The organism is Neorhizobium sp. BETTINA12A (assembly GCF_023006485.1).
Classification (GTDB): domain Bacteria; phylum Pseudomonadota; class Alphaproteobacteria; order Rhizobiales; family Rhizobiaceae; genus Neorhizobium.
The window spans coordinates 1-12,632 of the sequence record NZ_JALBGW010000053.1 but is presented as its reverse complement, the minus strand read 5'-3'; the positions used below and the strand labels follow the sequence as shown (position 1 = coordinate 12,632).

The window sequence follows — 12,632 nt, the reverse complement described above, 5'->3', positions numbered from 1 at the left end:
TCCCATCGATTGTCCACGAATAGGGAATTTTCAAACAATAAGCAAAGGCCCATCCTGACCCCGCCTCAAACATGGAGAATGACGATGGCGAATATCCTGGTGAGCCTGACCTCCCCCGGCGGGTCGGAAAACCTGCAGATACTGGAACAGCCTCAACTAACGCCCAAGGAGGACGAAATTATCGTGCGGCACGACGCGATCGGCATGAACTTCGTCGATATCTATCACCGCAGGGGAATCTACGCGCTGCCATCCTATCCCGCCGTGATCGGTGTCGAGGCGGCCGGCACGGTGGAAGCCGTCGGCTCCGCGATCGCCGGTCTGAAGATCGGCGATCGGATCGCCTATTGTGGCGTCCCGGCCGGAGCCTATGCGACGCGCCGGGCGCTGGCGGCACAGCGGGCCATCCTTCTTCCCCCGCAGATCGACGCGGCGACGGCGGCCTCCTCGCTGCTGAAAGCGATGACGGCCTATATGCTGCTTTACAAGACTTATCCGGTCGGCACCGGCACCACCGTCCTGGTTCACGCGGCCGCAGGCGGTCTCGGTGCGATCCTGGTCAAATGGGCCAAGGAACTCGGTGCGACGGTGATCGGAACCGTAAGCTCGGAGGAAAAGGCGGAACTGGCCCGCAGCTACGGCGCCGATCACTTGATCGTCGGGCGCGATGCGGATCTGGTGGGTGAGGTCAAGTTCCGGACGAACGGACGCGGCGTCGATGTCGGCTATGACGGAATTGGCGGTTCCATGCTTGCCAAGACGATCGACAGCGTCCGACCGTTCGGCACCGTGGTGACCATAGGCCAGGCCGCCGGCCCGATCCCGCCGGTCAGCGTCGATCAGCTAAGGCCGGGCAAGGCCCTGTCGCATCCCAGCATCCTTGCCTTCATCAACGACCAGGCCAATTATCGCGAGGCGGCGAACGCGGCGATTGCCGCAATGGAGAACGGCATCACCGCGGTCGTCGCGGGAAAGTATCCGCTAGAAGAGGCAGCCAGGGCGCAGGAATTCCTGGAAAGCGGCCGTGCAGCCGGCAGCCTGCTGCTTATCCCCGAGTGACGGCAGGCGATATTGCGCAGGACCCCACGCCCAGGAGATAAACTGGGGAGAAACAGCGCGCGATATCGCTCGACATTCCTCTGGCAGTGCGGCGAAGATATGCTACTCGTCTGCTAGCATCCGGAGGAAGAATATCGATGTCCAAACCGCTGACCATCGCAGACCTGAAAATCCTTGCCCGCCGTCGGGTGCCGAAGATGTTCTTCGACTATGCCGACAGCGGCGCCTGGACAGAGGGAACGTATCGGGCGAACGAGGAAGACTATTCCAGGATCAAGCTGCGCCAGCGCGTCCTGGTCGACATGACCAACCGCACGCTCGAAACCACGATGATCGGCGAAAAGGCCGCGATGCCCGTGGCGCTGGCGCCGACCGGCATGACCGGCATGCAGCATGCCGACGGCGAAATGCTGGCCGCCAAGGCGGCGGAAGAATTCGGCGTGCCCTTCACGCTCTCGACCATGAGCATCTGCTCGATCGAGGACGTCGCCTCGGTGACCACGAAACCCTTCTGGTTCCAGCTCTACGTGATGAAGGACCGCGGCTTCGTCGAACGGCTGATCGGCCGCGCCAAGGCGGCGAAATGTTCGGCGCTCGTCGTCACCGCCGACCTGCAGATCCTCGGCCAGCGCCACAAGGACCTGCGCAATGGCCTTGCGGCTCCGCCGAAGCCGACGCTCAACGCGGCCCTGCAGCTCGTGACGCGCCCGAGATGGTGCCTGGAAATGCTTCAGACCAAGCGCCGCGGTTTCGGCAATATCGTCGGCCATGCGAGCAATGTTTCGGACCTCTCCTCGCTCGGCGCCTGGACGGCGGAACAGTTCGACCCACGGCTGTCCTGGGACGACATCCGCTGGATCAAGGACCTCTGGGGCGGCAAGATGATCATCAAGGGGATCCTCGACGAAGAGGACGCACGCGCCGCCGCCGATACCGGCGCGGATGCGATCATCGTCTCCAACCACGGCGGCCGCCAGCTCGACGGCGCCCCCTCATCGATCAGCATGCTGCCGAAAATCGTCGAGGCGGTCGGCGACCGGATCGAAGTGCATGTGGACGGCGGCATTCGGTCGGGCCAGGACGTGCTCAAGGCCGTGGCGCTCGGCGCCCGCGGCACCTATATCGGCCGGCCTTTCCTCTACGGCCTCGGCGCCATGGGCAAGGAAGGCGTCACCACGACGCTCGAGATCATCCGCAAGGAACTCGACATCACCATGGCACTCTGCGGCAAGCGGGATATCCAGCATATCGACCGCAACATCCTCGCCAACATGCCGTTCTGACGACCGGGCGAAGGCGGAGGAGCTGCTATCTCAGCACCAGCCGCCCTTGCCGACGCCCGGCCGCTTGGCCAGGCCCTCGTTGACGAGGACATCGGCGAGCGAGCGGCCATTGCGGGTGACTTCGCGCAGCTTGTGGCCTTCGACCTCGTCCTCGTTGCCCTGCCAGGTGACGAGTTCGAACGGACCGGAATCGAGGAAGGCGCGTACCCGTAGCTCCGCATCGCTCGCCTTGATCCGCTCCGCCTCGCAGCGCGGCTTCTTGATGTCGGGCACCTCGATGCCGACGAGGCGGATCTTCTGACCGTGGAATACGAAACGGTCGGCCGCAGTGACGCAGTCGTCCTGCTTGGCCGATCCGCACAGATAGAATTTCGCCTCATAGGCGCCGGCAAGGTTCTCGTTGCTCTTCGGCGCCTCGGCAGCCTTCTGGATCTCCTCGAGAATCGGCTTGCCGATCGGCGCCGGCGGGATGATCGCGGCAGTGTGGCTCTGGTCGGGAGCGACCGCAGGCTTTGGCGTGACGGGTCGGTGCGACGGGCCGGAACTTGCCTCGACGGATTTCGCCGGCACAGGTTTTGCCGCGACCTGGAGCGGTTTTCCCGAAGTCAGGCCAGCAACAAAACGCCTCGTTGCCGCGGAATTCTCGTAAAGCGCAATCCCGCCGGCCACCAGCGCTAGCACTCCGAGCCAAGGCCAGAGCGACGAACCGGAGCTCGACGACCGCTTGGGCGCGCTCCTGCGCCGAGAACCGGATTTGCCGCGCGTTTGAGCCATGACGATCTCTCCTGTCGAATCGGAGAAAGTATCGTGGGGAAGGATTGCCGAAAGGTTTCAGGAAGAGCGGTCAGTAGTGGAAACGGCACTGGAGAATGATCAGCCGCGGCTGATCGCTGCTGTTCTCCACTCGGTAAACGAGGCGGTGTTCCTGAGTAATCCGGCGCGACCACTGCCCTTTGAGCTGATTGCGCAAAGGCTCAGGCTTACCGATGCCCTCGAAGGGGTGACGCAATATGTCCCTGATCAACTCGTTGATCCGACCGACCATTTTGGGATCGGTCTCCTGCCAGGAAACATACTCGCGCCAGCCCTCCGGCTCCCAGACGAGCAGGTAGGCTTTCCCTGGAGGCATCAATCGGCCTTCTTGTTGGGAATATAGTCTTCAGGTTCAATCAAGTCGTGCGCGATCAGCTTGGAGCCGTCGTTGACGTTGGCGATCGCCTCCATCAGCCGCGTCGCATTGGCGGGCGTCGACATCAGGTGGAGCGTCTCCAGCATGCCCTCGTATTCGTCCTTATCGATCAGGATGGCCGATGGCTTGTCGCGGCGCATGATCTCGATCGGCGCGCGGTCGTTCGAGACCTCGTCGAGGAGGCTAGCAAGCTCCTGGCGGGCTTGGGAAAACATGACGGTGCGCATGGGCGGCTCCTCATTACCTGTACAATAAATAGTACAAGTCTCTAGCGAAGTCAATTTGGACTACCCCGCCCGGCCCGTCGCCAGTGCCACCGCCCAGTCGGCGCGGCCGTTTTCGGCAGCGAGCCGCGACATCGCCAGGTGATCGTAGGACACGTTGCGGAATTGCGGTGTCCAGCCGGAGGAGGTCTTTTCGAGGATCGCGTAGGACGCCATGGCGTGGCCGGTTTCCACCTTGTGGAAATGCGGCGTGTCGTCGTCATAGGCCGGACAGCCGACGCTGCCGGGATTGACGATCAACCGGCCGTCGGACAGTTGCACCGCCCGCGGAATATGGCTGTGGCCGCAAAGGATCAGCGGTTGTTCGATGCCGTCAGCCAGCGCCTCGATCTCCTCCAGCGGCTTCAGAAAGACATGGCCTTGGCTCGATACCTGCTCCAGCCAGTAAACGTTGTCCGACTGCGGCGTCGCGTGGCAAAGATAGGCCTCGTCCCGATAGACGGCGCTGAACGGCAGCTTGCGCAGCCATTGCAGGTGGCGCGGCGCCAATTGCGAAAAGGCGTGCACTTCCCAGGAGGGCATTGCATTCGCCGGGTTTTCGATCAGGTAGCGATCGTGATTGCCGCGCACCGTCAGCGTCGCCATCGTATCGAGAAGGAGCAGCAGGTCGGCGGTGCGCCCGGCTTCGAGGGGGCCGCTCAGGCAATCGCCGAGATTGACGATCTCGGTGATGCCTTGCCCGTGAATATCGGCAAGCACCGCTTCGAGCGCTGCGCAATTCCCGTGGATGTCGGCGATCGCGGCAAAGCGCATCAGCTCCCCCGATAGGTGGAATAACCGTAGGGCGAAAGCAGCAGCGGCACGTGATAGTGCGCCGTCGTGTCGGAAATGCCGAAACGGATCGGGATCACGTCGAGAAAGGGCGGCTCGGTCAAGGCAACGCCGCGGGCTCGAAGGTAGGCGCCGGCATGGAAAACCAGTTCGTATTCGCCGGCAAGAAAGGTCTCGCCGATCAGGATCGGCCCGCCATCGACGCGGCCGTCGCTATTGGTGACGACCGTCTTGAGTTTTTCGCGAGCCTCACCGTTCAGCCGGTAGAGATCGATCGAAAGCCCCTCCGCAGGCGTACCGCTGGCGGTGTCGAGCACATGGGTGGTGAGGCCCGTCATAGGCTTGGCTCCGCGATGAGATACGGGGTCTCGAAGAACGCTTCCTCGTAGTTTGCGGAGGTATTATCCCTGTCCACCACCAAGAAATCGCTGACGACGCCGATCGCCATCAGCGGATGATGCCACGAATTGGGGAAATAATTGACGCCCTGATGCGGCTCCACGAGGAAGACCTGCGGCTTGCCCGGCCGTCCGCCCTCGTTATCCGAAACGGCGATCAGGAACGGCTGGCCGGAGATCGGCGAAAAGCTCTGGCTGGCGAAAGGATGCCGCTCCATCATGGTGATCGCGTAAGGGAACTGCCGCGGCTTGCTGCGGAAGATGCTGAAGATCAGCCGCTCCGGCTCGCCGATCACCACGGGCTCGGCGAGCGCATGATAGCGCTCGGTCGTGCCGCCGTTGATCAGCCGCATGGTCGCCGGATCGGCCTCGATGACATCGCCGAAAGGCGCGAAGGCTTGCTTGGTAAGGGGCAGGATTTCCAGATATTCGGTCAATTCATTCGCCTTCGATCATTCTGCTTCAGTCATTCACCCTGAGCACGCCAGTTGCGCAGGGAGTCGAGCTGGGAGAGAAGTTCCGGGATCATCCGATCGACGGTCAACCAGACCGTGCCGATATCCAGGTGAAAATACTGATGTGCGATGCGGTTGCGCATGTTGCGGATGTCTCTCCACGGGATCTCCGGATGCTCGACGACGAAATCCGGAAAACGCTCCATGATCTTGGTCGCGCATTCGCCGATCGCCATGATGTTGGCGATCACCGCATCCTGCTTGATTTCATCAAGCCGAAAGGCCTCGCGATCCAGGCCAGAGACATATCTGACGGCCTTGTTTCCAGTGACGACCATCCGATCAAGATAGGCTTCGAGACGCTCTGCACTCATATCGCCAACGCTTCCGCGACGATGCGTTCGCGGATCTTGGGCGGAAAATCCCCCGGAACCTTGACATCCACCGGAACGCCCAACGCTTCTTCGAGATCTCCCTGAAGTCCGCCGAGCGTGAACAGGGACGTGGTCGGCGACGGGTCGACCAGGATATCGAGATCGCTGTCGGGTCGGTCTTCGCCGCGCAGCACTGAGCCATAGACGCGAGGATTGGAGACCTGCCGGCGGGCAACGATCTCCCGGATGACATCCCGGTTCTTCTCCAGCACTTCCGACGGTCTCATGGCGGCGTCACTCCTGATATCGCCAGTATAAGCGACGGAGAGGATTGAGGAAAGCAGCGCCCGGGACCTCAATGTCCCGGAAGCAGCGATTGCAGACGCAGGAGCGCGATCTTTTCCACCTGGGCGGTGGCGGTGTCGAACTCCTCGTCCGCAGAATTGTCGATGCGCTTCTCGAAGGCAGCAAGGATATCGTCCTTGGTGAGGCCCTTGACCGCGATGATGAAAGGGAAGCCGAATTTTTGCGTATAGGCGGTATTGAGCTCGGTGAAGCGGGCGTGTTCGGCAGCGCTCAGGCGGTCCAGCCCGGCGCCGGCCTGTTCTTTTTTGCTGTCCTCGGTCAGTTCGCCGGCGATCGCCAGCTTGCCCGCAAGGTCGGGATGGGCGCGCAGCACGCCGAGGCGTTCCTCGCGGCTTGCCCGGCGGAAGATCGAGTTCAGCGCGTCATGCACGCTCTTGGACGTCAGCGGCACCAGCATCAGACCGGCGTCATAGGCGCGTTCGGCGATGAAGGGCGAATGTTCGAACACGCCGCCGAACATCTGGATGAAATCGCCGCGGGCGGTCATAGCGCGGCCGCCGGCTTGTGATGCTCGTGCCAGTGTCTGGCAATCTCGATGCGCTGCGGGATCCAGACCTTGTCCTGGCTGAGCACATATTCGATGAAACGCTTCAACGCGGCGGCGCGGCCGGGCCGCCCGACGAGGCGGCAGTGGAGGCCGACCGACATCATCTTCGGCGCGCCTTCCCTGCCCTCCTGGTAAAGCACGTCGAAGGCATCCTTGAGGTAGGTGAAGAACTGGTCGCCGGTGTTGAAGCCCTGCGGTGTCGCAAACCGCATGTCGTTGGTCTCCAGCGTATATGGGATGATCAGGAAGGGCTTCTGGTCGAGCCCGTTGACCCAGTAAGGCAGATCGTCTGCGTAACTGTCGGAGGAATAGAGGAAGCCGCCCTCTTCCATGACCAGTTTCAGCGTGTTGTCGGAAGGCTTGCCCTGGTACATGCCGTAGGGCCGCTCGCCGACGAGCTCGGTGTGCAGCCGCACGGCCTCGAGGATGTGCTCGCGCTCCTTTGCCTCCGGGAAATCCTTGTATTCCAGCCAACGGTAGCCGTGGCTGGCGATCTCCCAGCCGGCTTCCTTCATGGCGGAGACCGCTTCCGGATTGCGGGCCATGGCGAGCGTCACGCCGTAGACGGTGGTCTGCACCTTGAGTTCGGTAAACATCCGAAACAGCCGCCAGAAGCCGGCGCGCGAGCCGTATTCGTAGATCGATTCCATGTTGAGGTTGCGCTGGCCCGGCCAGGGCGCGGCACCGACGATTTCCGACAGCAGGTTCTCCGAGGCCGGATCGCCGTCCATGATCGAGCTCTCGCCACCCTCCTCGTAATTGATCACGAACTGCACGGCGACGTGAGCGCCGCCCGGCCATTTCGGATCGGGGGTGGAACGGCCGTAGCCGACGAGTTCGCGCGGATAGTCTTTTGCCTGCATGGATCACCTTCGACGAATGAGGCCGGACGGTAGCGCACCCTTTCCGGCCATGTCGAGATGGAAATGACGCTTAGAGGCCGAGCGCCCGAAGGATCGCGACTGAGGCGACCCCGAGTGCCACGGAAACGAGCATCGGCAGGCGAAGTGCCGCAAAAGCAGTCACGGCGCAGGCCAAGGTTTCGGCAATCCCGGTCGCAAAAGCGGTCGGCGCGACGACAGCCATCAGAACTGCCGGCGGGATCGATTCGATCGCCTTGCGGCGGCCGCCTTCGAGCGAGACGTGGCGGATGAGCACGAGGCCGCTCAACCGGGTAAGCGCGGTCGCAGCCGCCATGGCGAGGATGGCAATGAGCGTGGCGAGATCAACAGTCATGGCGTCACCTCGACGTCCCGGGTTTTGCCGGTCACCAGGGCGGCGGCAAGGCCGGCGATAGCACCGGCAGCGATATACCAGACGCCCGGCACGAAATGTTGGGTGGCGACGGCGGCCGCGCCGCTCGCGAGCAGCACGGCGCCGGTTTCCGGTCCCTTCCAGAAACCCATGACCAGCACGATGAAGACGGCTGGAAAGGCAAAGTCGAGCCCGAGCACCACCGGGTCGCCGAGAAAGGCGCCGAGGGCGGCACCAGCCAGCCCCGAGAGTACCCAGGCGAGATAGAAGGGCATGGCGAGGCCGGCGAACCAGGCGGGCGTCAGCCGCGCCACCTTGGCCCGGAACTCCGCCATCGCCCAGATCTCGTCGGCGAGGAACAGCATCGAGAGATGGCGCGCCGGCTGGCCAAAACCATCCATTCTGATACCGAGCGAGGCGCTCATCAGCACGTGGCGGATATTAACCAACAGCGCCGCAAAACCGACCCCGGTCCAGGAGGCCGGATGGGTCCAGATATCCATCGCTACGAACTGCGACCCACCGGCGAATACCAGCGCGCTCATCAACCCCGCCTCAGCCGGCGACAGGCCTTTCGTGGCCGCAACCGCGCCAAAAACGAGACCGATCGGGATGACCGCGGCGATCAGTGGCGAGATCGCCCGCATGCCCCCGAGGAAGTCTTGAAACCTTGCATTGCCATTCACGTCAAAAACCTCCGTTGGAAGCGGAGGTCTTAAAGATCAAGTGGATAGCCGTCTTGAACGAAAGTGATCAGCGAGCCCGGTATTGCCCCGGCGTCAGCCCCGTGCGGGCCTTGAAGTGCCGGGTGAAATGCGCCTGGTCGGCAAAACCGCATTCGAGCGCGATCTCGGCCGGCTGGCCGCCTTCCCTCAACCGCTTGCGGGCCGCGCGGATGCGGATATCCGTGAGGAAGGAATGCGGCGTGATGTGGAATTCCTTGCGGAACGCGCGGATAAGGTGAGCGCGGCTGAGACCCGCGACGGTCGCAAGTTCCTCCAGCCCGACATCGCAAGCAAAATTCTCGGTGAGGTAGTCGCGGGCCTGGCGCACGGCGGTGCGCTCCGTCGTATCGGCCGGTACGATGATCGAACTGCCGTGACGGCGGAACATCGCGTCGAGCACCAGGAACATCGCCTGGCTGGTTTCGAGCGCGCCGGAGCCTTCTTCCAGCGTCCGGTGCGCCTGGTGGAAAGCGTCGGCGAGCGCCTGGTCGTGGAGGAGCTGGATGCCGAAGGCGGGCGTGCCCTGGAAGGGTTTGCCGGTGACGTCTTCGAGTATCTCGCGAAGCAGTGCGACATCCGGATAGATCATCCGGTAGCGATACCCGCCGCCCCGCGGCGCACCGTCATGTGTCTCGCCCGGATTGATCAGGTAGAGCCCGCCCGGCCCGGCGCTTTCACGGCTGCCCTTGATGGTGCAAACCTGCATGCCCTGCTCGATCGCACCTATACTGAACGTATCATGCGCATGCGGCGCGAATTCGTGGGTGAGAAACGTCGCGCGCAGGCATTCCATGCCGCCAAAGCGATCGTCCCGCCAAAAACGGGTCACCTCTGCCGGCATCAGCGGCATGTGGTCGGTGGCCTGTTCCTGCGAGATATTCTCCATGGAAAAAGTATAGCAGATCGGCGACCATCGCTCTTGAACAAAAGTGACGCCGGAAGCCAGAGGCACCTGAATGTCAGGCGATCTTGCGCGCCGCCACGCGGCCCATCGGATGCAGCGAATGCACCAGGAAGGGCGCGCCGGGCTCCTCCTCGATGAAGAGCGCCAGATTGGCGATCTCGACCGGCTTTTTCAGATAGGGTTCGAAATAATCGCGCAGCGCCAGGTCGAAACGCGGCATCTCGACCAGCGACAGCGGGCCGGTCAGGGTCATGTGGAAACGGAACTCGTCCATCACATAAGGGTGGCCCCAGCGATGCAGGTTGGCGAATTGCGGCGCCGAGAGATCGCCAGAATCGCTGCGCTCCAGCTCGGCTTCCGACAATGGCGTGCGGAAATTGTCGAACTCCTGGACCACGGAAGCAGCCAGGAACCGGACGGTATCGCAAGGAACGACCGGCGCCAGGCCGAAGAAGTTGCCGAGCCGCACGACTTCGAGCTTCGGCAGTTCGAAAGGGCTGTGGGTGCCGGCAAACCGCATCAGATGGCGCAGCAGCATCGGTTCGGTCACGTCGGGTGCCAAGCGGAACGGCGCCTTCAGCGTCGCGTGGAAACCGTAGCGGCGTGGCAGCGCGGTGTTGAAAGCAATGTCGTGAATGCCGATGCCACGGATTGCCGGCGGCTCCGTCGCTTCGCCTGAAAAGGCGTTGCGGCCGAGCCACTGGGCGGCAGCGACCGTCAGCGGATCATGCGCCGGAGGCGTGAAATGAATGGCATAGCGCATGCGTCACCTTCTGAACGTCCTTTTCAGCAACCCCGTGTTTTACGCATTGCTCAACAATCCCTGCCGTGGGGGTTAAGTGATTTGCATGACAGAATAACGACGCGGAGGACCGAAAACTCGCGTTTAACGCGAGGCGACGGCAAGATGACTGGTGAGCGTAAATGACGCCGGAAGCCGCATTTCCCGGCCATTCACGGCATTGAGCGCCGCATCCGCCAACCTATGCGCGATACCGAAACTCACCTTAAAACCACCTGTGAGCGCGATCACTCGGGCGTGATCGGGATGCGCGCCGACCATCGGATCGCGGCCGATCGCCTTCGGCCGCAATCCCGCCCAGCGCTCGACGACGGGGGCCTGCGCCAGGGCCGGCACGAGCGACCGGGCGCGCGCGATCAGCTCATCCAGCTGGGAATCGGTCGAGTACGGATCTTCGAACATATCCTCGCTGGTGCTGCCGACCGCCACGTGACCGCCCTCATGGGCGACCAGGTAAAGGCCGTTCAGGAAGATCACCGGCAGAGACGGATCGATATTGGCCTTGAGCAGCGCCGCCTGCCCCTTGACCGGCTGGCCGATCGGATGTTTCAGCCGCGGCGAGACGCCTTGAAGCAGAGAAAAGGACCGGTGGCCGGCCGAGACGATGCACTGGCCGAAGGCAACACTTTCGCCGCCACGGAATATAATCCTATTAGTAATTGGATCTATCGTTTCGGCCTCCAGGCCTTCGACGATTCGGACATTGCCGGCCCTACGCAGGAAGGCCGCGAGAGCCGATACGAGACCCCGCGGCGAAACCCGGGCGGCAAACGTGTCATGTACCAATCCGGCAGCTGCGAAGGAGGCATCCGGCCAGCCTTTTTGCGGCGGGCGGTCGAGCACATGCCAATGGAAACGACGGTCACCGCGCCGCCAGCAGGCTTCCGCATCGGCCGAATGGCCGAGCGCGATCTTGCGTAAGTGCGGCTTCGGCAACGGAATCAGTCGGCCGGAGCGGCGGTAGCCACAGGCCATGCCCGTCTCGGCTTCGAGCTCAGCGATTTCGTCTTCCAACGATAGGAGCGCGTCGAACTGGAACTGCTTCTTGTCGTCCCACTTATCGGGCATATACGGCATCAGGGCGCCCAAGAGCCCGCCGCTTGCCGCCTGCCCTAACGAGCCGGCATCGACAAGCAGGGTGCGGATGCCGAGTCGCTCGGCCTTGACCGCCGCCCAGAGGCCCATGATGCCGCCGCCCAGGATGACGAGATCGGCGGATGCGGGAAGGACATGAGATTGACCGCCGAAGCCGGCAGGATTATCCGCATCTCCCATGAGCGACCGTGACCCTAAAATTCGTGTGACCGAAAGCCAGACCCTGGACTGGCATGACGGCGATATGCCCTATTCGCAAAAGTTTGGCGATCACTTTTATTGCCGCACCGACGGCCGGCTGGAGTGTGGCCACACGTTTCTGGCCGGCAATGGCCTGCCGGAGCGCTGGGGCCTGCCGGAGCGCTGGAAAAGTCACCGGACTTTCCGGATCGGCGAACTCGGTTTCGGCACCGGCCTGAATTTCTGCGAGACCTGGCGGCAATGGAAGCTTTTTCGCCCCGCAGGCGCGAAGCTTCATTTCACCTCTTTCGAACTCTATCCGATGCAGCGCGACGAAATCGACCGGGCGCTCACCCGCTGGCCGGAGATCGCGGCGGAACGGCAGGCAGTGGTCAAAGCTTGGCCGGACGAGCCCGCCGGGAATGTCGTGATCGACGCTGACGCCCAGACACGCCTGACGGTCGTCTGCGGCCCGGCGCTCGAAAGCGTCTCCGTGGCCAGCGCGGATTTCGACGCCTGGTTCCTCGACGGCTTTGCGCCGTCGCGCAATCCGGACATGTGGTCGCCGGATATCATGCAGGCGCTCCATGACAAGACCTTACCTGGCGGCACGTTCGGCACTTATGCGGCAGCCGGCTTCGTACGGCGAAACCTGCAGGCGGCCGGTTTTACCGTCGAACGGCGGCCGGGATTTGCTGGCAAACGCGAGATGTTGTGCGGCATCAAACCGGCGCCCTGACCCAAGGTCGCCCCAAGACCGCCCAACATAAAACAGCCGGCCCTGAGACCGGCTGCCATCCATCACATTGCATGCCACCTACTGGCAGACGCGCAGGCTTTCCATGTGCCATCCGCCGTCATAGGCGTTGCGGACGCGGCGGTCCTCGAACCAGCAGCGCGGCCGCGGCGGCGGTGGCGGATCGATGTAACGCGGCCCGCTGTCACT

Annotated in this window: 18 protein-coding genes; 3 read left to right on the top strand and 15 right to left on the bottom strand. The window is 62.9% G+C overall.

Annotated features, from left to right (window positions below; translation table 11 throughout):
- Positions 1 to 84 precede the first annotated feature (84 nt).
- Positions 85 to 1,059, top strand: coding sequence for a quinone oxidoreductase (locus MOV61_RS15070; protein WP_247137144.1), 975 nt, complete (start codon positions 85 to 87; stop codon positions 1,057 to 1,059).
- A 137-nt stretch (positions 1,060 to 1,196) separates the two neighbouring features.
- A complete protein-coding gene (locus tag MOV61_RS15065; protein WP_046601309.1) occupies positions 1,197 to 2,342 on the top strand; it encodes an alpha-hydroxy acid oxidase in 1,146 nt (381 codons plus the stop codon).
- 30 nt (positions 2,343 to 2,372) lie between these two features.
- On the opposite strand, the gene MOV61_RS15060 is transcribed toward MOV61_RS15065, so the two are convergent.
- The 15 genes from MOV61_RS15060 to MOV61_RS14990 form a co-directional block, all read right to left on the bottom strand.
- On the bottom strand, positions 2,373 to 3,116 hold the full coding sequence (locus tag MOV61_RS15060) for a hypothetical protein (RefSeq protein WP_038544441.1): 744 nt from the start codon (positions 3,114 to 3,116) through the stop codon (positions 2,373 to 2,375).
- A gap of 70 nt (positions 3,117 to 3,186) precedes the next feature.
- A complete protein-coding gene (locus MOV61_RS15055; protein WP_247137143.1) occupies positions 3,187 to 3,471 on the bottom strand; it encodes a Txe/YoeB family addiction module toxin in 285 nt (94 codons plus the stop codon).
- Entirely contained in the window at positions 3,471 to 3,758 is a 288-nt protein-coding gene (locus MOV61_RS15050) for a type II toxin-antitoxin system Phd/YefM family antitoxin (RefSeq protein ID WP_038544445.1), read from the bottom strand. The genes MOV61_RS15055 and MOV61_RS15050 overlap by 1 nt, the downstream gene beginning before the upstream one ends.
- Before the next feature lie 60 nt (positions 3,759 to 3,818).
- Positions 3,819 to 4,568 (bottom strand): metallophosphoesterase, encoded by a 750-nt coding sequence (locus MOV61_RS15045; protein ID WP_247137142.1) that lies wholly within the window; start codon positions 4,566 to 4,568, stop codon positions 3,819 to 3,821.
- Positions 4,568 to 4,924, bottom strand: a complete 357-nt coding sequence (uraH, locus tag MOV61_RS15040) for a hydroxyisourate hydrolase (protein ID WP_247137141.1) — start codon at positions 4,922 to 4,924, stop codon at positions 4,568 to 4,570. The genes MOV61_RS15045 and uraH overlap by 1 nt, the downstream gene beginning before the upstream one ends.
- Entirely contained in the window at positions 4,921 to 5,421 is a 501-nt protein-coding gene (locus MOV61_RS15035) for an ureidoglycolate lyase (RefSeq protein WP_247137140.1), read from the bottom strand. The genes uraH and MOV61_RS15035 overlap by 4 nt, the downstream gene beginning before the upstream one ends.
- A 29-nt stretch (positions 5,422 to 5,450) precedes the next feature.
- Positions 5,451 to 5,813, bottom strand: coding sequence for a DUF86 domain-containing protein (locus MOV61_RS15030; protein WP_247137139.1), 363 nt, complete (start codon positions 5,811 to 5,813; stop codon positions 5,451 to 5,453).
- Entirely contained in the window at positions 5,810 to 6,100 is a 291-nt protein-coding gene (locus tag MOV61_RS15025; protein WP_038544454.1) for a nucleotidyltransferase family protein, read from the bottom strand. Before MOV61_RS15025 ends, MOV61_RS15030 begins: the two co-directional genes overlap by 4 nt.
- A gap of 68 nt (positions 6,101 to 6,168) precedes the next feature.
- Entirely contained in the window at positions 6,169 to 6,666 is a 498-nt protein-coding gene (uraD, locus tag MOV61_RS15020; protein WP_247037223.1) for a 2-oxo-4-hydroxy-4-carboxy-5-ureidoimidazoline decarboxylase, read from the bottom strand.
- Positions 6,663 to 7,589 carry an allantoinase PuuE gene (gene puuE / locus MOV61_RS15015; protein ID WP_247137138.1) on the bottom strand — a complete coding sequence of 309 codons (927 nt, stop codon included), beginning with the start codon at positions 7,587 to 7,589 and terminating at the stop codon, positions 6,663 to 6,665. The genes uraD and puuE overlap by 4 nt, the downstream gene beginning before the upstream one ends.
- 70 nt (positions 7,590 to 7,659) lie before the next feature.
- Positions 7,660 to 7,962, bottom strand: a complete 303-nt coding sequence (locus MOV61_RS15010) for an AzlD family protein (protein WP_247037219.1) — start codon at positions 7,960 to 7,962, stop codon at positions 7,660 to 7,662.
- Entirely contained in the window at positions 7,959 to 8,627 is a 669-nt protein-coding gene (locus tag MOV61_RS15005) for an AzlC family ABC transporter permease (RefSeq protein ID WP_247137159.1), read from the bottom strand. Before MOV61_RS15005 ends, MOV61_RS15010 begins: the two co-directional genes overlap by 4 nt.
- Positions 8,628 to 8,733: 106 nt before the next feature.
- Positions 8,734 to 9,591, bottom strand: a complete 858-nt coding sequence (locus tag MOV61_RS15000; RefSeq protein ID WP_247037217.1) for an AraC family transcriptional regulator — start codon at positions 9,589 to 9,591, stop codon at positions 8,734 to 8,736.
- A gap of 73 nt (positions 9,592 to 9,664) precedes the next feature.
- Entirely contained in the window at positions 9,665 to 10,372 is a 708-nt protein-coding gene (locus tag MOV61_RS14995; protein WP_038544465.1) for a DUF1045 domain-containing protein, read from the bottom strand.
- Positions 10,373 to 10,495: 123 nt separating this feature from the next.
- Complete coding sequence (locus tag MOV61_RS14990) at positions 10,496 to 11,686, bottom strand: FAD-binding oxidoreductase (protein ID WP_247137137.1); 1,191 nt, start codon at positions 11,684 to 11,686, stop codon at positions 10,496 to 10,498.
- Between MOV61_RS14990 and mnmD the strand changes: the two genes are divergently transcribed.
- On the top strand, positions 11,685 to 12,425 hold the full coding sequence (gene mnmD / locus MOV61_RS14985; RefSeq protein ID WP_247137136.1) for a tRNA (5-methylaminomethyl-2-thiouridine)(34)-methyltransferase MnmD: 741 nt from the start codon (positions 11,685 to 11,687) through the stop codon (positions 12,423 to 12,425). The genes MOV61_RS14990 and mnmD overlap by 2 nt on opposite strands.
- The last annotated feature ends 207 nt before the right edge of the window (positions 12,426 to 12,632 follow it).

Bases quoted from the DNA above. Each gene is read 5' to 3' on its own strand.
- MOV61_RS15065 (WP_046601309.1), top strand. From the start codon at position 1,197: ATGTCCAAACCGCTGACCATCGCAGACCTGAAAATCCTTGCCCGCCGT.
- puuE (WP_247137138.1), bottom strand. From the start codon at position 7,589: ATGCAGGCAAAAGACTATCCGCGCGAACTCGTCGGCTACGGCCGTTCC.
- MOV61_RS14990 (WP_247137137.1), bottom strand. From the start codon at position 11,686: ATGGGAGATGCGGATAATCCTGCCGGCTTCGGCGGTCAATCTCATGTC.
- mnmD (WP_247137136.1), top strand. From the start codon at position 11,685: ATGAGCGACCGTGACCCTAAAATTCGTGTGACCGAAAGCCAGACCCTG.
- MOV61_RS15030 (WP_247137139.1), bottom strand. From the start codon at position 5,813: ATGAGTGCAGAGCGTCTCGAAGCCTATCTTGATCGGATGGTCGTCACT.
- MOV61_RS15055 (WP_247137143.1), bottom strand. From the start codon at position 3,471: ATGCCTCCAGGGAAAGCCTACCTGCTCGTCTGGGAGCCGGAGGGCTGG.
- MOV61_RS15050 (WP_038544445.1), bottom strand. From the start codon at position 3,758: ATGCGCACCGTCATGTTTTCCCAAGCCCGCCAGGAGCTTGCTAGCCTC.
- MOV61_RS15010 (WP_247037219.1), bottom strand. From the start codon at position 7,962: ATGACTGTTGATCTCGCCACGCTCATTGCCATCCTCGCCATGGCGGCT.
- MOV61_RS15000 (WP_247037217.1), bottom strand. From the start codon at position 9,591: ATGGAGAATATCTCGCAGGAACAGGCCACCGACCACATGCCGCTGATG.
- MOV61_RS14995 (WP_038544465.1), bottom strand. From the start codon at position 10,372: ATGCGCTATGCCATTCATTTCACGCCTCCGGCGCATGATCCGCTGACG.
- MOV61_RS15025 (WP_038544454.1), bottom strand. From the start codon at position 6,100: ATGAGACCGTCGGAAGTGCTGGAGAAGAACCGGGATGTCATCCGGGAG.
- MOV61_RS15060 (WP_038544441.1), bottom strand. From the start codon at position 3,116: ATGGCTCAAACGCGCGGCAAATCCGGTTCTCGGCGCAGGAGCGCGCCC.
- uraD (WP_247037223.1), bottom strand. From the start codon at position 6,666: ATGACCGCCCGCGGCGATTTCATCCAGATGTTCGGCGGCGTGTTCGAA.
- MOV61_RS15005 (WP_247137159.1), bottom strand. From the start codon at position 8,627: ATGCGGGCGATCTCGCCACTGATCGCCGCGGTCATCCCGATCGGTCTC.
- uraH (WP_247137141.1), bottom strand. From the start codon at position 4,924: ATGACGGGCCTCACCACCCATGTGCTCGACACCGCCAGCGGTACGCCT.
- MOV61_RS15045 (WP_247137142.1), bottom strand. From the start codon at position 4,568: ATGCGCTTTGCCGCGATCGCCGACATCCACGGGAATTGCGCAGCGCTC.
- MOV61_RS15070 (WP_247137144.1), top strand. From the start codon at position 85: ATGGCGAATATCCTGGTGAGCCTGACCTCCCCCGGCGGGTCGGAAAAC.